The 18,725-nt window shown below is 62.7% G+C and carries 17 protein-coding genes; 15 read left to right on the forward strand and 2 right to left on the reverse strand.

The window, feature by feature from the left end; genetic code table 11:
* The first annotated feature begins 3 nt into the window (after positions 1-3).
* The 13 genes from fdx (at position 4) to EGJ09_RS05800 (ending at position 11,928) form a co-directional block, all read left to right on the forward strand.
* On the forward strand, positions 4-345 hold the full coding sequence (gene fdx / locus EGJ09_RS05740) for an ISC system 2Fe-2S type ferredoxin (RefSeq protein WP_039604293.1): 342 nt from the start codon (positions 4-6) through the stop codon (positions 343-345).
* 10 nt (positions 346-355) lie between these two features.
* Positions 356-556, forward strand: coding sequence for a Fe-S cluster assembly protein IscX (iscX, locus tag EGJ09_RS05745; RefSeq protein ID WP_003248529.1), 201 nt, complete (start codon positions 356-358; stop codon positions 554-556).
* A gap of 89 nt (positions 557-645) precedes the next feature.
* Positions 646-1,071: a nucleoside-diphosphate kinase gene (gene ndk / locus EGJ09_RS05750; RefSeq protein WP_033701183.1), complete on the forward strand. Its 426-nt coding sequence runs from the start codon at positions 646-648 to the stop codon at positions 1,069-1,071.
* A gap of 28 nt (positions 1,072-1,099) precedes the next feature.
* Positions 1,100-2,245, forward strand: coding sequence for a 23S rRNA (adenine(2503)-C(2))-methyltransferase RlmN (gene rlmN, locus EGJ09_RS05755; protein WP_012316139.1), 1,146 nt, complete (start codon positions 1,100-1,102; stop codon positions 2,243-2,245).
* A gap of 13 nt (positions 2,246-2,258) precedes the next feature.
* Complete coding sequence (gene pilW, locus EGJ09_RS05760) at positions 2,259-3,020, forward strand: type IV pilus biogenesis/stability protein PilW (RefSeq protein ID WP_046784481.1); 762 nt, start codon at positions 2,259-2,261, stop codon at positions 3,018-3,020.
* Complete coding sequence (locus EGJ09_RS05765) at positions 3,017-4,048, forward strand: RodZ domain-containing protein (protein WP_125923432.1); 1,032 nt, start codon at positions 3,017-3,019, stop codon at positions 4,046-4,048. The genes pilW and EGJ09_RS05765 overlap by 4 nt, the downstream gene beginning before the upstream one ends.
* A 3-nt stretch (positions 4,049-4,051) precedes the next feature.
* On the forward strand, positions 4,052-5,161 hold the full coding sequence (ispG, locus tag EGJ09_RS05770) for a flavodoxin-dependent (E)-4-hydroxy-3-methylbut-2-enyl-diphosphate synthase (RefSeq protein WP_012316136.1): 1,110 nt from the start codon (positions 4,052-4,054) through the stop codon (positions 5,159-5,161).
* A 24-nt stretch (positions 5,162-5,185) separates the two neighbouring features.
* Positions 5,186-6,475, forward strand: coding sequence for a histidine--tRNA ligase (gene hisS / locus EGJ09_RS05775; protein WP_012316135.1), 1,290 nt, complete (start codon positions 5,186-5,188; stop codon positions 6,473-6,475).
* Positions 6,476-6,514: 39 nt separating this feature from the next.
* Positions 6,515-7,156 (forward strand): tetratricopeptide repeat protein, encoded by a 642-nt coding sequence (locus tag EGJ09_RS05780; RefSeq protein ID WP_039602044.1) that lies wholly within the window; start codon positions 6,515-6,517, stop codon positions 7,154-7,156.
* A gap of 1 nt (position 7,157) precedes the next feature.
* Positions 7,158-8,300 (forward strand): outer membrane protein assembly factor BamB, encoded by a 1,143-nt coding sequence (gene bamB, locus EGJ09_RS05785; protein WP_046784478.1) that lies wholly within the window; start codon positions 7,158-7,160, stop codon positions 8,298-8,300.
* 117 nt (positions 8,301-8,417) lie between these two features.
* A complete protein-coding gene (gene der / locus EGJ09_RS05790; RefSeq protein WP_012316132.1) occupies positions 8,418-9,881 on the forward strand; it encodes a ribosome biogenesis GTPase Der in 1,464 nt (487 codons plus the stop codon).
* Positions 9,882-10,000: 119 nt separating this feature from the next.
* Positions 10,001-11,149, forward strand: a complete 1,149-nt coding sequence (locus EGJ09_RS05795; protein WP_046784477.1) for a pyridoxal phosphate-dependent aminotransferase — start codon at positions 10,001-10,003, stop codon at positions 11,147-11,149.
* Positions 11,137-11,928 (forward strand): amidohydrolase, encoded by a 792-nt coding sequence (locus EGJ09_RS05800; RefSeq protein WP_046784476.1) that lies wholly within the window; start codon positions 11,137-11,139, stop codon positions 11,926-11,928. The genes EGJ09_RS05795 and EGJ09_RS05800 overlap by 13 nt, the downstream gene beginning before the upstream one ends.
* Before the next feature lie 163 nt (positions 11,929-12,091).
* Here EGJ09_RS05800 and EGJ09_RS05805 read toward each other — a convergent pair whose 3' ends face one another.
* A complete protein-coding gene (locus EGJ09_RS05805) occupies positions 12,092-14,653 on the reverse strand; it encodes a sulfite reductase flavoprotein subunit alpha (protein ID WP_125923433.1) in 2,562 nt (853 codons plus the stop codon).
* Positions 14,654-14,755: 102 nt separating this feature from the next.
* Positions 14,756-17,038 carry a TonB-dependent siderophore receptor gene (locus tag EGJ09_RS05810; protein WP_125923434.1) on the reverse strand — a complete coding sequence of 761 codons (2,283 nt, stop codon included), beginning with the start codon at positions 17,036-17,038 and terminating at the stop codon, positions 14,756-14,758.
* 221 nt (positions 17,039-17,259) lie between these two features.
* On the opposite strand from EGJ09_RS05810, the gene EGJ09_RS05815 reads away from it, so the two are divergent.
* A complete protein-coding gene (locus tag EGJ09_RS05815; protein WP_125923435.1) occupies positions 17,260-17,940 on the forward strand; it encodes a Fe2+-dependent dioxygenase in 681 nt (226 codons plus the stop codon).
* A gap of 3 nt (positions 17,941-17,943) precedes the next feature.
* Positions 17,944-18,693, forward strand: coding sequence for a tetratricopeptide repeat protein (locus tag EGJ09_RS05820; RefSeq protein ID WP_125923436.1), 750 nt, complete (start codon positions 17,944-17,946; stop codon positions 18,691-18,693).
* Positions 18,694-18,725 lie beyond the last annotated feature (32 nt).

Raw genomic sequence — 18,725 nt, forward strand, 5'->3', positions numbered from 1 at the left:
CCGATGCCGCTGGTGACATTCCTGCCGCATGAGAAGTTCTGCCCAGAGGGGCTGAGCGTGGAGGTCGAGCCCGGGACCAATATCCTGGAGCTGGCCCACGACCATCACATCGAGATGGAAAGCGCCTGCGGTGGCGTAAAGGCCTGCACCACCTGCCACTGCATCGTGCGCAAGGGTTTCGACTCGCTTGAAGAAGCGGACGAACTCGAAGAGGACATGCTGGACAAGGCCTGGGGCCTGGAGGCGCAATCGCGTCTCGGCTGCCAGGTGGTCGTCGGTGATCAGGACCTGACCATCGAGATCCCCAAATACTCGCTCAACCACGCTGCCGAAGCGCCCCACTGAGGATTTTTCAATGAGTCTGAAATGGGTTGATGTACTTGAGATCGCTATCCAGCTTGCAGAAAGCAAGCCGGAAGTCGATCCTCGTTATGTGAATTTCGTCGATCTGCATCGCTGGGTGCTGGCCTTGCCAGAATTCAGCGACGATCCGTCACGCGGCGGTGAGAAAGTGCTCGAGGCCATCCAGGCGGCCTGGATAGACGAAGCCGACTAAGCGTGGCGCTGCAGGTTAGGCAATCCCCTGGAACCCGCGTATAATTCGCGGGTTTAATTTTTCGCAACACTCATATTCTGGAGTTTTCCATGGCTGTTCAACGTACTTTCTCGATCATCAAGCCTGACGCAGTTGCCAAAAACGTCATCGGCAAGATCACCACTCGCTTCGAAGACGCCGGCCTGAAAATCGTTGCTTCGAAAATCAAGCAACTGTCCAAAGCCGAAGCCGAAGGTTTCTACGCTGAGCACAGCGAGCGCGGCTTCTTCGGTGACCTGGTTGCCTTCATGACTTCCGGTCCGGTTGTCGTTCAGGTTCTGGAAGGCGAAAACGCCATCGCTCTGAACCGTGAGCTGATGGGCGCCACCAACCCTAAAGAAGCTGCTGCCGGCACCATCCGTGCTGACTTCGCCGAGTCGATCGACGCCAACGCCGTTCACGGTTCGGACTCCGAAGCTGCTGCTGCTCGCGAAATCGCTTACTTCTTCGCTGCTACCGAGGTAACCACTCGCTAAGCGAAAGCTTACGGGTGAGGGTGAATCCATGACGACATCTACTGGCAAAATCAACCTGTTGGGCCTGACCCAGCCGGAAATGGAACAATTCTTCGACTCTATCGGGGAGAAGCGCTTCCGTGCCGGCCAGGTGATGAAATGGATTCACCATTTTGGCGTCGATGATTTCGCCGCCATGACGAACGTCGGCAAGGCCTTGCGCGAAAAGCTCGAGGCTGTTGCCGAAATTCGTCCTCCGGAAGTGGTCAGTGAAGACATTTCCGCAGACGGCACCCGCAAATGGGTGATCCGCGTTGCCTCCGGCAGCTGCGTCGAGACCGTCTACATCCCAACCGACGATCGCGGCACTCTCTGCGTTTCGTCGCAAGCCGGCTGCGCCCTGGACTGCAGTTTCTGCTCCACCGGCAAGCAAGGCTTCAACAGCAACCTCACCGCCGCCGAAGTGATCGGCCAGGTGTGGCTTGCCAACAAATCCTTCGGGACCGTCCCGGCCAAGATCGACCGCGCGATTACCAACGTGGTCATGATGGGCATGGGCGAGCCTCTGCTGAATTTCGACAATGTCATCGCTGCCATGAAGATCATGATGGATGATCTGGGCTATGGCATTTCCAAGCGTCGCGTCACCTTGTCCACCTCCGGCGTGGTACCGATGATCGACGAACTGGCCAAGCACATCGACGTGTCCCTGGCCCTGTCGCTGCATGCGCCGAACGACGAGCTGCGCAACCAGCTGGTGCCGATCAACAAGAAGTACCCGCTGAAGATGTTGCTGGAGTCGTGCATGGGCTACATGGCCACCTTGGGTGGCAAGCGCGTGCTGACGGTCGAGTACACCCTGCTCAAGGACGTCAACGACCAGCCCGAGCATGCCGCGCAGATGATCGAACTGCTGCGCGATGTACCGTGCAAGATCAACCTGATCCCGTTCAACCCGTTCCCGCATTCCGGTTACGAGCGCCCTAGCAACAACGCTATTCGCCGCTTCCAGGACTTGCTGCACCACGGTGGCTTCAACGTCACCACCCGTACCACCCGTGGCGATGACATCGATGCCGCCTGTGGCCAGCTGGTCGGCCAGGTCAATGACCGTACCCGCCGCAGCGAGCGCTACATCGCCGTACGTCAGCTGTCTGCCGACGCCGAGCTGCAAGACAGCGCCGTGCGCCACTGAGTCCGGGCCCGCCATGAGCCTGCGCGCCGCGCTGTCGATCCTTGCGCTTTCGCTGCTGGCCGGCTGCGTGTCGGGTGGTGCGAATGACCCACTGGCAACTCGACAGGGGCGAGTGGAGGCGGGGCGTGCCTATGTGCAGCTTGGGCTTGGCTATTTGCAACAAGGTTTGACCGAACAGGCCAAGGCTCCGTTGGGCAAGGCACTGGTGCTCGATGCCAAGGATGGCGATGCTCACGCAGCCTTGGCCCTGGTGTTTCAGGCCGAAGGTGAAGCTGCGCTGGCTGAGGAACACTTCAAGAAAGCGTTGTCGGCAAGCCCCGGCGACACGCGAATTCGCAACAATTACGGCAGTTTCCTATATGCTCAGCAGCGTTTTGCCGAAGCCGAGCAGATGTTTCGCCTGGCCAGCGCCGATACCCTGTATCCTGAACGTTCGCGCGTCTACGAGAACCTTGGCCTGACAGCCCTGAAACTCGGCAACCGTGACCAGGCGCAGGCGTATCTGAGCAAGGCCCTGCAACTCAACCAGCGGCAACCCAGGGCGTTGCTGGAAATGGCTGAGTTGTCCTACGAAAACAGGCATTATGTGCCGGCACGGGGTTTCTACGATCGTTTCAGCCAGTTGAGCGATCACAATGCCCGTAGCCTCCTGCTGGGTAGCCGTCTTGCCCGGGTGTTCGACGAGCAAGGCACACAGGCCGAACTGGGCCAGCAATTACAACGACTTTATCCCGGTACGCCGGAATATCAGCAATACCTGTCGGAGCAACGATGAAAGCCGCGCATCCCGAAGTAGCAGCAGCGACTGGCCAGAACCCCGGTGAATTGTTGCGCCAGGCCCGCGAAAGACGGGAGTGGTCGCAAGCCGAGGTGGCCCGCAAGCTCAACCTCACCGTAAGTTCGCTGAACCACGTGGAAACCGGTGCCTTCGACAAGCTGCCAGGGCATACCTTCGCCCGTGGCTACATCCGTGCCTATGCCAAGCTGATGGACATGGACCAGGCGCCGCTGGTCGAGGCCTTCGACCAGTACACCGGCACCCATGCCAAGGGCAGCGACGTACATTCACTGGGCCGCATCGAAGAGCCGGTGCGCCTTTCGCACAACATCCTGCGCGGTGTCAGCCTGTTGCTGCTGGTTGCGGTGGTCGGTGGCAGCTTCCTGTGGTGGCAGGACCAGGGCAGCCTGCGCGGCAAGGACCTGGCCAATATCGCCCTGGAGCATGTCGAGGTCGAAAGCGCCGACGGTACCACCCAGATCCACCCGCTGGATGAGCCTGAAGACCAGGCTGTTACCTTAGGCCAGCAGGGCGAAAGCGCGCCGCTGCCGCTGGAGCAGGCACCTGCCGAGCCGGTTGCCGAGGCCAGCAGCGAGGCCGCCCCGGCTGCAGCAGCAGCCGCGCCGGTCCAGCAGGCGCCTGCACAGGCTGAAGCGCCTGCGCCGACAACGGCAGCACCAGCCGCGCCAGCCACGCCAGCCGCCCCCGTAGCCCAGGCCGCCCCTGTGGCGCCTGCCGCCAGCGTGCCGGCCATTGCCACCGAGCCTGCCGCCGTGCCGGCCGGCAGCGCCAAGGTTGCAATCCAGTTCACCGCCGATTGCTGGACCCAGGTGTCCGATGGCAACGGCAAGGTGCTGTTCAGCGCCATCAAGCGCAAGGGCGACAACCTCGAGCTGACCGGCAAGCCGCCGTTCGCGGTGCGCCTGGGCTTTGCCCGCGGCGCCCAGGTCAGCTACAACGGCCAGGCCGTCGATGTTGCCCCGTTCACCAGTGGCGAAACCGCTCGCCTGAAGTTGGGACAGTAAGTCATGCACGGCGAATCTCCGATCAAACGTCGCGAATCCCGCAAAATCTGGGTCGGCAATGTGCCGGTGGGTGGTGATGCCCCCATCGCGGTGCAGAGCATGACCAACACCGACACCAATGATGTCGCCGCCACCGTTGGCCAGATCCAGCGCCTGGTCGATGCGGGGGTCGACATCGTCCGTGTTTCGGTACCGGACATGGACGCCGCCGAGGCGTTCGGCAAAATCAAGCAACTGGTCAGCGTACCGCTGGTCGCCGACATCCACTTCGACTACAAGATCGCGTTGCGCGTGGCCGAACTGGGCGTCGACTGCCTGCGTATCAACCCGGGCAACATCGGCCGTGAGGACCGTGTTCGTGCTGTGGTCGATGCCGCTCGTGACCGTGGCATCCCGATCCGTATCGGTGTCAACGCAGGCTCCCTGGAAAAGGACCTGCAGAAGAAATATGGCGAGCCGACCCCGGCGGCGCTGGTCGAATCTGCACTGCGCCATGTCGAGCACCTGGACCGCCTGGATTTCCAGGACTTCAAGGTCAGCGTCAAGGCCTCCGACGTGTTCATGGCCGTCGAAGCCTATCGCTTGCTGGCCAAGCAGATCATCCAGCCGCTGCACCTGGGCATCACCGAGGCCGGTGGGCTGCGCTCCGGCACGGTGAAATCCGCCGTCGGCCTCGGTATGCTGCTGGCCGAAGGCATCGGCGATACCATCCGCATTTCGCTGGCGGCCGACCCGGTCGAGGAAGTGAAGGTCGGCTACGACATCCTCAAGTCGCTGCACCTGCGTTCGCGTGGCATCAACTTCATCGCCTGCCCGAGCTGCTCGCGGCAGAACTTCGATGTGGTCAAGACCATGAACGAACTGGAAGGGCGCCTGGAAGACCTGCTGGTACCGCTGGACGTGGCGGTGATCGGTTGTGTGGTCAACGGCCCTGGCGAAGCGAAGGAAGCCCACGTTGGCCTGACCGGCGGCACGCCGAACCTGATCTACATCGACGGCAAGCCGGCGCAGAAACTGACCAATGACAACCTGGTCGATGAGCTGGAAAAGCTCATCCGCCAGAAAGCGGCCGAAAAGGTCGAGGCCGACGCGGCGCTGATCGCCCGCGGCTGACACACAGATTCGTAAGGACTTTTCGTGAGCAAATCGCTGCAAGCCATCCGTGGCATGAACGACATCCTGCCAGAGCAGTCGCCGCTGTGGCGCTACTTCGAAGGCACCGTCGCCGGGCTGCTGGACACCTATGGGTACAGCCAGATCCGCACGCCGATCGTCGAGTTCACCGAGCTGTTCAAGCGCTCCATCGGTGAAGTCACCGACATCGTCGAAAAAGAGATGTACACCTTCGAGGACCGCAACGGCGATTCGCTGACCCTGCGCCCTGAAGGCACCGCTGCCTGCGTACGTGCAGTGCTCGAGCACGGCATCACTGGCAACGGCCAGGTGCAGAAGCTGTGGTACATCGGCCAGATGTTCCGCCACGAGCGCCCGCAGAAGGGCCGCTACCGTCAGTTCCACCAGATTGGCGTCGAGGTGTTCAACCTGGACGGCCCGGACATCGATGCCGAGCTGATCATGCTGACCTGGCGTCTGTGGGGCCTGCTGGGCATCCAGGATGCGGTCAAGCTCGAGCTGAACAGCCTGGGCACCAGCGAGGCCCGCGCCCGCTACCGCGACGCGCTGGTCGAGTTCCTCTCGGCGCGCCTGGAACAACTCGACGAAGACAGCCAGCGCCGCCTCAAGAGCAATCCGCTGCGCATCCTCGACAGCAAGGACCCGAACACCCAGGCGGTGCTGGTCGGCGCGCCGAAGCTGGAAGACTACCTCGACGAAGACTCCCGCGTGCACTTCGAGGGCCTCAAGGCCCGTCTGGATGCCGCCGGCATTCCGTTTGTGATCAACACCAAGCTGGTGCGTGGCCTGGACTACTACAGCAAGACCGTGTTCGAGTGGGTCACCGACAAGCTCGGCGCCCAGGGCACCGTCTGTGCAGGCGGCCGCTACGATGGCCTGGTCGAGCAGATGGGTGGCAAACCGACCACCGGCGTTGGTTTCGCCATGGGTATCGAGCGCCTGATCCTGCTGCTGGAGACCCTGGGCAAGGTACCGGCGTCCATCAACCGTCAGATCGATGTCTACCTCTGCGCCTTCGGCGAGCAGGCGGAGCTGGCTGGCCTGCGCTTGTCCGAGAGCCTGCGCGACCGGCTGCCGGGCCTGCGCCTGGCGGTCAACGCCGGTGGCGGCAGCTTCAAGAGCCAGTTCAAGAAAGCCGACAAGAGCGGCGCGTTGTTCGCCCTGATCCTGGGTGACGATGAGCTGGCCAAGCAAGAGATTGGCCTCAAGCCCCTGCGTGGTCAGGGCGAACAACAGAACATTGCCTGGGATGCTCTGGCTGAGCACCTGGAAACCGCGATCGCTCAGGCGTAACGCGGTTCAACAAGCGAATAGGCGAAAAGGAGTATTGGGGTGTCGAGTACCGATGATGATGACCTGGCAGGGGTCAAGGACTGGTGGAACCGTAACGGCAAGCCACTGCTGACCGGTGCGCTGCTGGCTGGCGTAGTGGTGTTGGGCTGGAACACGTGGCACAAGTACCAGGACAACCAGTCGCAAGGCGCATCGCAGCTGTATCAGGCCCTGCTTGAAACCAGCCTGACGCCAAGCGGGCAGCCGGACGCGACCAAGGTCGCGGAGCTTTCCGGCAAGCTCAAGAGCGAGTTCGGTGGTACCGCCTACGCCCAGTACGGCAGCCTGTTCGTGGCCAAGGTCGCGGTTGAGAGCGGCAAGCTCGACGACGCCGCTGCCGAGCTCAAGAATGTGCTCGACAAGCCTGCTGACGACACCTTGGGCGAAATTTCGCGCCAGCGCCTGGCACGCGTGCTCGCGGCCCAGGACAAGGCTGAAGATGCGCTCAAGCTGCTCGACGGCGACGCCGACAAGGCGTTTTTGGCCAGCCGTGAAGAATTGAAGGGCGACCTGCTGGTGCAGTTGGGTCGTGCCGACGATGCCCACAGCGCTTATGAAAAAGCCAAGGCCGCGCTGTCCGATGAGGCGGCGGTCGGTGGCTTGCAACTGAAGCTGGATGACTTGGCCAAAGGGGACGCGTGACGTGATCGGTTGGAAACAAGCAGCAGTGCTGACCCTGGCCGTACTGGCCGCAGGTTGCAGCAGCAACAGCAAGAAGGAACTGCCTCCGGCCGAGCTGACCAAGTTCACCGAAGAAGTGGTACTGAAAAAGCAGTGGAGCCGCTCGATCGGTGACGGCCAGGGCGAGACTTACAATACCCTGGTGCCAGCCATCGAGAACGACCGCATCTACGCCAGCGACGTCAATGGCGAAGTCTTCGCCCTCGACCGCATTACCGGCGACGTAGTGTGGAAGCAGGATCTGGAGCTGCCGGTTTCCGGCGCCGTCGGCGTTGGCTATGGCCTGGTCATGCTCGGCACCCTCAAGGGTGAAGTGATTGCCCTGGACTCCAGCACCGGTGAAGAGCGCTGGCGCTCGCGCGTAACCAGCGAAGTCCTGGCGCCGCCTGCCAACAACGGTGACGTTGTGGTGGTGCAGACTCAGGACGACCGTCTGATCGGCCTCGATGCCGCTACCGGCGACCGCCGCTGGATCTACGAGAGCACCCCGGCTGTACTGACCCTGCGGGGCACCGGTGCGCCGATCGTCACCAACCGTCTGGCTGTAGCCGGCCTGTCCACCGGCAAAGTGGTCGCGGTCGACATCAACAACGGCGTGCCGGTGTGGGAGAGCCGTGTGGCGATCCCGCAGGGCCGTTCCGAGCTGGACCGTGTGGTCGACATCGACGGCGGCCTGCTGCTGTCCGGTGGTACGCTGTACGTCAGCACCTACCAGGGCCGCGTAGCGGGCCTGGACCTGGAAAGCGGCCGTGTGCTGTGGCAGCGTGATGCCTCGAGCTACGTGGGTGTCGCCCAAGGTTTCGGCAACGTCTATGTCAGCGAAGCTTCGGGCAGTGTCGAGGGTGTCGACGAGCGCTCTTCCAGCGCGCTGTGGACCAACGACTCGATGGCGCGCCGCCAATTGTCGGCACCGGAAGTGTTCTCCAGCTACGTGGCTGTAGGTGACTTCGAAGGTTACCTGCACCTGCTCAGCCAGGTCGACGGCCGTTTCGTCGGCCGTGAGCGTATCGACAGCGATGGCCTGCGCGCCCGGCCCCTGGTGGTCGGCGACACCATCTATGTCTTTGGCAACAGCGGCAAGCTCGAGGCACTGACCATCCGCTGAAGCTATGCTCAAGGCCACGACAGGTCTTGAGTTGCGGCGTAGGACACGCCGCCCGAACTCCGGCCGCTGCCTTGCAGCGGCCTTTGCATTTTCAAGAATTCAAGAGTGGAGAGCCGCATGGTTCCCGTAATCGCCCTGGTGGGACGGCCGAACGTCGGCAAATCCACCATGTTCAACCGCCTGACCAAAACCCGCGATGCCATCGTGGGTGACCTGTCGGGTCTGACCCGTGACCGCCAGTATGGTGATGCCAGCTGGCAGGGTCGCTCCTTCATCCTGATCGACACCGGTGGTATCACCGGTGACGAAGTGGGCATGGATGAGAAGATGGCCGAGCAGTCGCTGATGGCCATCGAAGAAGCCGACTATGTGCTGTTCCTGGTCGACGCCCGCGCGGGCATGACTGCCGCCGACCAGATGATCGCCGAGCACCTGCGCAAGCGGAACAAGTCGGCCATCCTGGTGGCCAACAAGATCGACAACATCGACGCCGACGTCGCCCGCGCCGAGTTTTCGCCGCTGGGCATGGGCAATGCCATTCCGGTGGCCGGCTCGCAGGGCCGCGGCATCAATCAGTTGATGGAGTCGGTGCTGGGCCACATTCCTCGCGATGCTGAAGAAGAAGCCCTCGACCAGGAGGTTGCCGAAGGCGAGGAAGCGGTACGCATCCCCGGCCCGAGCGAAAAGGATGGCATCAAGATCGCCATCATCGGCCGCCCCAACGTGGGCAAGTCGACCCTGGTCAACCGCATGCTCGGCGAAGAGCGCGTGGTCGTCTACGACCAGCCGGGTACCACCCGTGACAGTATCTACATCCCGTTCGAGCGCGATAACGAGAAGTACACCTTCATCGACACCGCTGGCGTGCGCAAGCGCGGCAAGATCCACGAGGAAGTCGAAAAGTTCTCGGTGGTGAAGACGCTGCAGGCGATCAAGGACGCCAACGTGGTGATCTTCGTCATGGACGCCCGCGAGGGTGTGGTCGACCACGACCTCAACCTGCTGGGCTTTGCCCTGGAAGCGGGCCGCGCCATCGTCATCGCCCTGAACAAGTGGGACGGCATGGAGTCGGGTGAGCGCGACTACGTCAAGACCGAGCTGGAGCGCCGGCTGTTCTTCGTCGACTTTGCTGACATCCACTTCATCTCGGCGCTGCACGGCACCGGCGTGGGCCACTTGTACAAGTCGGTGCAGGCCGCGTTCAAATCGGCGGTCACCCGCTGGCCAACCAGCCGTCTGACGCAGATCCTCGAAGATGCCGTCAGTGAGCACCAGCCACCGCTGGTCAACGGCCGCCGCATCAAGCTGCGCTATGCCCACCTCGGCGGTGCCAACCCGCCGCTGATCGTGATCCACGGCAATCAGACCGAGAAGATTCCCAAGTCGTACTCGCGTTACCTGGAAAACACTTACCGCCGGGTGCTCAAACTGGTCGGTACGCCGATCCGCATCGAGTACAAAGGCGGTGAGAACCCGTACGAGGGCAAGAAGAACACCCTCACCGACCGCCAGGTCAACAAGAAGCGCCGCTTGATGTCGCACCACAAGAAGGCCGAGAAGAAGCGTCGCGACAAGCGCTGACAAGCGGCAAACTTCAAGTCGCAAGCTGCAAGAATGAGCGGACGCTGATACATGTCGCTTTTTCTTGTGGCTTGGAGCTTGTAGCTTATAGCTCTCCGTCCCGCAGGAAAGAGGGCTTCATGATCCGCAGCAAACTGCCGAACGTCGGCACGACCATCTTCACCACCATGTCCCAGCTCGCCGTGCAGACGGGCGCGCTCAACCTTTCCCAGGGCTTCCCAGACTTCAATGGCCCGCAGGCTTTGCTCGATGCGGTTGGCCGCCATGTGTCCGCCGGGCATAACCAGTATGCGCCGATGACCGGTTTGCCGGCCCTGCGCCAGCAGGTGGCGGCCAAGGTCGAGCGCCTGTATGGGACCAAGGTCGATGCCGATCAGGAAGTGACCATCACCCCGGGCGCCACCGAGGCGATCTTCTGTGCCATCCAGGCGGTGATCCACGCGGGTGACGAGGTGATCGTCTTCGACCCCTGTTACGACAGCTATGAGCCCTCCGTGGCGCTTGCCGGCGGACGCTGCGTGCACGTACAGCTCAGTGATGGCGACTTCGGTATCGACTGGCAGAGGTTCAGCGATGCCCTGAGCCCGCGCACACGCATGGTCATCCTCAATTCGCCGCATAACCCCAGTGGTGCGCTGATCACGGCTGAAGACCTGGACCAGTTGGCGCGCCTGATCGCTGATCGCGATATCTACCTGGTCAGCGACGAAGTGTATGAACACCTGGTCTACGATGGCGTACGTCATGCCAGCGTTCTGGCCCATGCAGAGCTGTACCGCCGCGCGTTCGTGGTCAGTTCGTTCGGCAAGACCTACCACGTGACCGGCTGGAAGACCGGCTACGTGGTCGCGCCACCTGCCTTGAGCGCGGAGCTGCGCAAAGTGCATCAGTACGTCAATTTTTGCGGGGTTACACCGCTGCAGTGTGCACTCGCGGACTTCATGGCCGAACACCCTCAGCATGTCGACGAACTGCCAGGTTTCTATCAAGCCAAGCGCGACCTGTTCTGCGACCTGCTCAAAGGTTCGCGTTTCAGCTTTACCCGCACGGCCGGCACCTATTTCCAACTGGTGGACTATTCGCAGATCCGGCCAGACCTGAACGACGTCGAAATGGCCCTTTGGCTCACCCGTGAACACGGCGTGGCGACCATTCCGGTGTCGGTGTTCTACCAGCAACCCATCCCCGAGCAACGCCTGGTACGCCTGTGCTTTGCCAAACGTGAGGAGACGCTGCGTCAGGCAGCGGAAAAACTATGCGCGATCTGAGTGCACTGCCCAACCTGAAAATCGCCCTGGTGCAAACGGCCCTGGCCTGGCACGACCGCGAGGCCAATTACGCGCATTTCGAGGTGTTGCTCGACCAGGCTGGAGATGCCGACCTGGTGATCCTCCCCGAGATGTTCACCACTGGTTTTTCGATGGAATCGGAAAGCTTGGCCGAGCCCGAGAACGGCCCGACCTACAAATGGCTCAAGGCTCAGGCCAAGCGCATCAACGCAGTGGTTACCGGTAGCGTGATCATCCAGGCCGCCGATGGCAGCCACCGCAACCGCTTGCTGTGGGCGCGCCCGGACGGCGAGATCCTGCACTACGACAAGCGCCACCTGTTCCGCATGGCCGGTGAGCATAAGCACTACACCCCGGGTGAGCGTCAGGTGCAGTTCGAGATCAAGGGCTGGCGGGTACGCCCGCTGATCTGCTATGACCTGCGTTTTCCGGTGTGGAGCCGCGATGCCCAGGATACCGACCTGCTGTTGTACACCGCGAACTGGCCGGCGGCGCGCCGCCAGCACTGGAACCGGCTGCTGCCGGCGCGGGGTATCGAGAACCTGTGCTTCGTGGCGGCGGTGAACCGGGTGGGCACCGATGGCAAGGGTTTCGCGTATTCCGGCGACAGCCAGGTGCTGGACTTCCAGGGTGAAAGCTTGCTCAGTGCGGGTGAGGCGGATGGTGTGTTCACGGTCGTGCTGAGGGCGGCGGAGCTTGCCAACTACCGTACCCGCTTCCCGGCCAACCTGGATGCCGATACCTTCGAGCTGCACTGAGCCAGCACCGCCCGCCGGTAGGAGCGGCCTTGTGTCGCGAAAGGGTCGCAGAGCGGCCCCAGCAATTGTTGCATCAATGCCGAAACATCGAGGGCCGCTTCGCGGCCCGTTCGCGACACAAGGCCGCTCCTACAGCGGCCAGCTGTGTCAGTTCAATCCCTGATCAGTAAACATCCCGCCGATAACGCCCGTCTTCGATCAACTGCTCGACCATTTCTTCACCGAGCATGCCCTTGAGCGCCGCATCAACACCAGCCGCCATCCCGTGCAGGCTGCCGCAGACATACACATAAGCGCCATCGGCAACCCAGCGCTTGAACTCTTCAGCCTGCTGCAGCAATACATCCTGCACATACACCTTCTCGGCCTGATCGCGCGAGAACGCCAGGTCCAGGCGTGCCAGGTCGCCGCTCTCCAGCCAGGTTTGCAGCTCATCGCCACACAGCAGGTCATGCGCGCGGTTACGCTCGCCGAACAGCAGCCAGTTGCGCTGCTCGCCGGCATTGATCCGCGCCCGCAGCAGGCAGCGCAGGCCCGCAAGGCCAGTGCCGTTGCCGATCAGGATCATCGGCGCGGCGCTTTCGGGCAGATGGAAGCCACTGTTGCGCCGCAGGCGCAGGCCAAGGGTGCCATCGACTGGCAGGTACTCGGTCAGCCAGCCAGAGCCCAGGCCAAGGTTGCCGTCGGGGTGACGCTCTTGGCGCACTATCAGCTCCAGCACACCATCGCTGGCGATCGAGGCGATGGAGTATTCGCGGCTGCCGATCGGTGCCAGCGCATCGATCAGCGCTTGTGGCTGCAAGCCGATCAGGTGGTCCCGACGGGTTGGTAGCTGGCGGCCTGCCAGGGCTTGGCCGAGGGTCTCGCTCAGGCCGTGAAGCTGCACAGTGGCGTTGGCGTCGAGGGCCATGCCGCTGAGGAATGCATCCACGCGTGGCTGGCCATTGAGCGGCAGAACTTCTACCAGATCACCGGCCTCCCAGCTGGCGGGCTCTTCAGGGCGCAGGCCGATCAGGTAGACCGGTTGGCCTTGACTGCCTGGATTGAGCAGATCGCGGCTGACCAGGTTCCAGTTGCCGAAACTTGGCGGTTGCCAGGCAGCGACGGGTTGGGCGCCAGTCAGCTGCGCCAGTTCCTGCTGCCATTGCTGCAGGGCCGCCGGGTCGGCGTTGTCCACTTCCACCGGGCTGAACGCCGTGCTGGCACCGCGCTCGCCGAGCCATGCCTGCAGGCGCCGGGCAAAGCCGCAGAAGTGCGGGTACTGGCGATCACCGAGCGCCAGCACGGCATAGCTGAGCCCGTTCAGGGCCCAAGGCTGGCCAAGCACCTTGAGCTCGAAGGCGCGGGCGCTGTCAGGCGCTTCGCCGTCACCGAACGTGCTGACCACGAACAGCGCGCGGCGCGTCTGGCGCAGGTCCTCTTCGCCAAGGTCGGCAAGTGCACGTACTTGCACCGGCAAGCCTGCGGCCTGCAATTGTCCGGCGCTCTGCCAGGCCAGTTGCTCGGCGAAACCGCTCTGGCTGGCGAAGCCGATCAGCCAGCTGTCGCCGCTGGCGCTGGCGCTGGCGTTGGCGACGTGGCCGCGGGCGGCACGCACCTGGCGCTTCTTGCGGCGGCGGTCGAGGTACAAAAGCCAGCCGGTGACGAAGAACAGCGGCATGGTCAGGCTGGCGAGGGTGACGATGATCCGCCCCGGCAGGCCGAAGTATTCACCCACGTGCAAGGCATAAACACTTTGCAGCAGCTGGGCCTTGAAGGACTTGTCGGTATAGCGGTCGTGGTTTTTCACCTGGCCGGTGGCCGGGTCCAGGGTCAGGGTATTGAAGGCGCGTGGGTGCGCGGCGCTGTCGAGCAGGTAGAACAGGCTGGCGGGCTGGCCGCCAGCAGGTGGCAGGCGCAGGTTGTACATGGCAAGCCCTGGCCCGGCAGCGTCCTTGAGGTTGGCCCAGATGGCGTCGTAGTCGACCACCAGCGGCGGTGCGTTCTTGTCCACCTTCTGCGGCCCATGGCGGCCACGGCCTTCGCCGCGCTTGTGCTGCTGTCCTGCGCCAGGCGCGTCGGCAAGTAACTTGTTCAGGCCTTCGCGGTACCACTCGTAGGACCAGAACAGGCCGGTCAGCGCGAACAGAAGGTAGAACAGCAGGCACCAGGTGCCGGCTACGGCATGCAGGTCCCAGTTGAAGGCGCGGCCTTTTTTGGCCCAGTCGAAGGTCAGCCAGGTGCGCCAGTTCAGGGCTTTGCGCGGCCAGCGCAGGTACAGGCCGGAGAGGCAGAAGAACACCAGCATCAGGGTGCAGGCGCCCGTGATCTGCCGGCCGGTGTCACCCATGGCCAGGAACCGGTGCAGGGTGAGCATCAGTTTGAAGAAGTCTTGCCCGGCGGCCTGGCCCTTGAGCTCACCGGTATAGGGGTCGGCATAGCGCAACTCACCGCGGCGCTCGCCCGGCGGCGGTGTGAAGAAGACCCGTGCGGCGTTGCCTTCGCGTACATCGACCCACAGCATCGACACTTTGTCGCCTTGGGCGGCCTCGACCCTGCGCACCAGTTCAGCCGGAGGCAGCACGCCCTCGGCGCGCACCTCGACCTTCAACACGTCAGCGTTGAAGGCGCGCAGCAATTCTTCCTGGAACGAATAGAGCGCACCGGTAATACCCATCAAGGCCAGCACCAGGCCGGCGGTGATGCCAAAGAACCAGTGCAATTGGAACAGCGTCTTCTTCACCACATCGTTCACCTTGTGTTGCTGCCGCGCCCTGCGCGGGGTGCATTATGCCTTGATACGCAAAAGCCCCGCTCATTGGAATGAACGGGGCTCCGGGTTGCTGCTTTAGAAGTGGACGCTGGTGGTCAGCAATGCAGTCCTGCCCGCCGCCTGGTTGGCGAAGTGGGTGGAGAACGCTTTGTCGTAGTACACCTCGTTGGTCAGGTTCTGCACGTTAAGTTGCAGGTCGACGTTCTTGGTCAGCTTGTAGGCGGCCATGGCGTCGTAACGTACATAGCTGTCGACCATGGTGGTGTTGGCTACGTTGCCGTAGACGTCATCCACATAGAAGGCGCCGCCGCCGACCGTCAGCTTCGGGGTGATCGAGTATGTGGTCCACAGGCTGGCGCTGTTGTTAGGCGTGTTTGGCAATTGGTTGCCATCGTTGGCCTTGCCCAGCGGGCCGCCGTCGATCTGGCGGGCCTGCAGGTAGGTGTAGCCGGCGAACACTTGCCACTTGTCGGTGAGCTTGCCGCTGGCCGAGAGCTCGATGCCCTGCACGCGGGTTTCGCCGACGTTTTCGTAGGTGGTGGTGTTCACCTGTACACGGGCGTTTTCCTTCTCGGTACGGAACAGCGCAGCGGCCAGCGACAGGCGCTCGTCGAGCAGGTCCCACTTGGTGCCGATTTCGTAGTTGGTGGTTTCTTCCGGCTCCATGTCGCTGGCCAGGAGGTTGCCACCACGGTCGGTGGTGCCCGATAGCGGGTTGCCTTCGGTACCTTCGCCGAGCATCGCCCCGGGCGGGGTGGCTGAAGTGGCATAGGACACGTAGATGCTACCGTTCTCGGCCGGTTTCCAGACCAGGCCCAACTGGCCGGTGAAGAACTCGCTGGTGTCGCGGCCTTTGGTCGGGACGCCGTTCTTGTTCACCACTGTCGCGCCGGAGGCATCGTAAGTGCGGAACTTGGTATCGAAGTGGTCGTAACGCAGGCCCATGTTCAACAGCCACTCAGGCGTCAGCTCCAGGGTGTCGAAGGCGTAGATTGCGCGGGTCTTGCTGCTGGTCTTGGTGCCGGCGTAGTTGCGCGAGATCGTGCCATCCCAGGCATCGTCGGGGTTCGGGTCGCTCAGCGAAGTACAGCTGCCACCATTGCCCGGGCCGGTGCAGGTGAGCTTGCTGTTTGGCGACACCGTGTAGCTTTGGCGGTCCGAGTCTTCCTTGCTGAACTCGACCCCGGTGGAGAAGTTGTTCTTGAAACCGCCCACGAAGAACTCACCGAACAGGTCGGTCTGGTTGGTGGTGGTGGCAGTGTTGCCTACACGGGTATTGGCACGACGCCATACGCCGTTGTTGTTGACGTTGCCCGCGCTGTCGTCTGGCTGGGTCAGGATGTAGTCCTGCATGCTGTTGCCATGACGCAGGGTGTTCTTGATGGTCAACGATTCGCTCAGGTCATGTTCCACGGCGATAGTAGCGATGTCCACACGGGTCTTGCGGAAGTCGCGACCGGTCAGGCCGTAGAAGTTGTCGCTGTCGCCGCCGTCGATCGGCTTGCTGGGGTGCGCCGAGGTGCGTGCGCTGTTGCCACCGGTAGGGATGCTGTACGGGATGCCCGAATCCGGCAGGTCGTCGCTTTCCAGGTGGTAGTAGTCGAGGTTGACGCGGGTTGGCGTGCCCAGGCCGAAGGCCAAGGATGGGGCGATACCCCAGCGGTCATAGTTGACCTTGTCCCGGCCGGCAACGTTGCTCTCGTGGGTCATCAGGTTGAGGCGGCCGGCAGCGGTGTCGCTGAACTGGTAGTTGCCGTCAAAGGTGTAGCGCTGGGTCTGGTCGCTGCCCCAGGTCCAGGCACCGTCCAGCGAGTTGCCCAGGTGTGCACGCTTGCTCACCAGGTTGATGGTGCCGCCTGCCGCGCCGCGGCCACCGATGGCCGAGTTGGGGCCTTTGGCCACTTCCACCGATTCGATGGCGAAGATTTCACGGGTCTGCGCACCGGTATCGCGTACACCATCCAGGTAGGTGTCACCCTGGGCGTCAAAACCACGAATGAACGGACGGTCGCCTTGCGGGTTGCCGCCTTCGCCTGCACCAAAGGTGATGCCTGGCACAGTGCGCAGGGCATCCTGCAGGCTCAGGGCGTTGGTGTCCTTGATGACTTGCTGGGGGATTACGGTAACCGAGCGTGGGGTGTCCACCAACGGCGCGGTGTACTTCTGCGAGGAGGCCTTTTCGACCTTGTAATCGGTGCTGGCCTGTTCAGCCTTGCCATTGACGCTGGTGGCATCGAGGGTGATGGCGCTGTTGGTAGCCGGATCGGCGGCGTACGCGGACGAAGCGCTCAGGGCGACGCCGATGGCGGACACGATCAGACGTGGAGAACTCACTGCAGATGGCACGTATTGACGCATTGTTATGGACCTTCCCCAAGGTGTGAAGGCCGCGGATCATAATGCAAGTGATTGCAGGTCACAATTGAGATTCGTTACCATTCACGTCGAACTTACAATCTTTACAAATTCTCTTTACGGTTTAATCAAGCTGAAACGTCTCGGGTGAAGAAAGGGCTTGTACGGCGTAAAAGGGAATCAATATCATTGCCACCTTTACACTCCTTAACGGTGCCGCCGCCATGCTGCTTCATATCCCCGGCCTGTTCGACGCCAATGAGCTTGCCCGCATTCGTGAGGCCCTGGCGCAGGCCGATTGGGCCGACGGCAAGGTCACGGCCGGCTATCAGTCGGCCAAGGCCAAGCACAACTTGCAGCTGCCAGAAGGCCACGCGCTGGCGAAGGAAATCGGCAGCGCGCTGATCGACCGCCTGTGGAAAACCCCACGGTTCATGTCGGCGGCCCTGCCGCACAAAGTCTTCCCGCCACTGATCAACTGCTACCGCGAGGGTGGCAGCTTCGGCTTCCACATCGACAATGCCTTGCGCCAGCCAAAAGGCAGCCCGGAGCGGGTGCGCACCGACCTGTCCTCGACGCTTTTCCTGAGCGCCCCGGACAGCTATGACGGCGGCGAACTGGTGATCCAGGACACTTATGGCGAGCAGCAGGTCAAGCTGGCTGCCGGTGACCTGGTGCTGTACCCGGGCACCAGCCTGCACAAGGTCAACCCGGTGACGCGCGGCGTGCGTTATGCGGCGTTCTTCTGGACCCAGAGCCTGGTACGGGAGGACAGCCAGCGGGCGTTGCTGTTCGAGATGGACAATGCCATCCAGCAACTCACCGCCGATGTGCCCGAGCACCCGTCGTTGCTGCAATTGACCGGCACCTACCATAACCTGCTGCGCCGCTGGGCAGAGGTCTGAGCCGTGTCCTATCAGTTGCGCCGTGAAGAAGTGGTGGATGTCGCAGGCCTCAAGGCCATGCTCGAAGACAGTCCGGGCAAGGCCGCCCAGGCGATTCTCGCGGCGGCAGGGCAGGGCGTGATCGAAGCTCAGTTGCTGCTCGGGCAGATCCTGCTCGACGGCCGCGGCATCGAAGCGGATGCCGAAGTGGCCCGGCGCTGGTTCGGCATTGCTGCCCAGGGTGGCAGCGCCATGGCGCACAACATGCTCGGGCGTTGCCTGGAGCATGGTTGGGGCGGCGAGGTGAATGTGGCGCAGGCTGCGGTTCACTATGCCCGCGCAGCCGATGCCGGGTTGGATTGGGGCCTGTATAACCTGGGCAACCTGCTGGCTACCGGGCGTGGGGTACCGGCCAATCAGGCGCAGGCATTGATGTGCTACGAGAAGGCTGCGCGGCTGGGGCATGCCAAGTCGATGAACCTGTATGGGCGTTACCTGGAGCAGGGTATCGCTACGGCGCCCAGCCCGGCGCGGGCAGTGCGCTGGTACAGGCGTGCCGCCGAAGCGGGGGATTTTCGTGGGATGTTCAGCCTGGCGCTGGTGCTGGTAGAGCGTGGGCAGATGGCCGAGGCAGGGCAGTGGCTGGAGCAGGCGCGGGTTGAGGGGAACATGAATTTTCTGCGCAGTGCTTTGGCGACCTTGCAGGGGGCGGGGCCAGGGTTGATGGCCTTTGCGGCGCGGTATGCCGCAGAGATAGAACAGCGCGAAGCGTGATGGGGTCAACCTGAATGAAAACGGGGCCTTTC

It is taken from the genome of Pseudomonas sp. p106, from assembly GCF_003936645.1.
Lineage (GTDB): Bacteria > Pseudomonadota > Gammaproteobacteria > Pseudomonadales > Pseudomonadaceae > Aquipseudomonas > Aquipseudomonas putida_E.

Bases quoted from the DNA above. Each gene is read 5' to 3' on its own strand.
- EGJ09_RS05810 (WP_125923434.1), bottom strand. From the start codon at position 17,038: ATGCGTCAATACGTGCCATCTGCAGTGAGTTCTCCACGTCTGATCGTG.
- ndk (WP_033701183.1), top strand. From the start codon at position 646: ATGGCTGTTCAACGTACTTTCTCGATCATCAAGCCTGACGCAGTTGCC.
- EGJ09_RS05795 (WP_046784477.1), top strand. From the start codon at position 10,001: ATGATCCGCAGCAAACTGCCGAACGTCGGCACGACCATCTTCACCACC.
- pilW (WP_046784481.1), top strand. From the start codon at position 2,259: ATGAGCCTGCGCGCCGCGCTGTCGATCCTTGCGCTTTCGCTGCTGGCC.
- EGJ09_RS05800 (WP_046784476.1), top strand. From the start codon at position 11,137: ATGCGCGATCTGAGTGCACTGCCCAACCTGAAAATCGCCCTGGTGCAA.
- iscX (WP_003248529.1), top strand. From the start codon at position 356: ATGAGTCTGAAATGGGTTGATGTACTTGAGATCGCTATCCAGCTTGCA.
- ispG (WP_012316136.1), top strand. From the start codon at position 4,052: ATGCACGGCGAATCTCCGATCAAACGTCGCGAATCCCGCAAAATCTGG.
- fdx (WP_039604293.1), top strand. From the start codon at position 4: ATGCCGCTGGTGACATTCCTGCCGCATGAGAAGTTCTGCCCAGAGGGG.
- der (WP_012316132.1), top strand. From the start codon at position 8,418: ATGGTTCCCGTAATCGCCCTGGTGGGACGGCCGAACGTCGGCAAATCC.
- rlmN (WP_012316139.1), top strand. From the start codon at position 1,100: ATGACGACATCTACTGGCAAAATCAACCTGTTGGGCCTGACCCAGCCG.
- EGJ09_RS05815 (WP_125923435.1), top strand. From the start codon at position 17,260: ATGCTGCTTCATATCCCCGGCCTGTTCGACGCCAATGAGCTTGCCCGC.
- EGJ09_RS05765 (WP_125923432.1), top strand. From the start codon at position 3,017: ATGAAAGCCGCGCATCCCGAAGTAGCAGCAGCGACTGGCCAGAACCCC.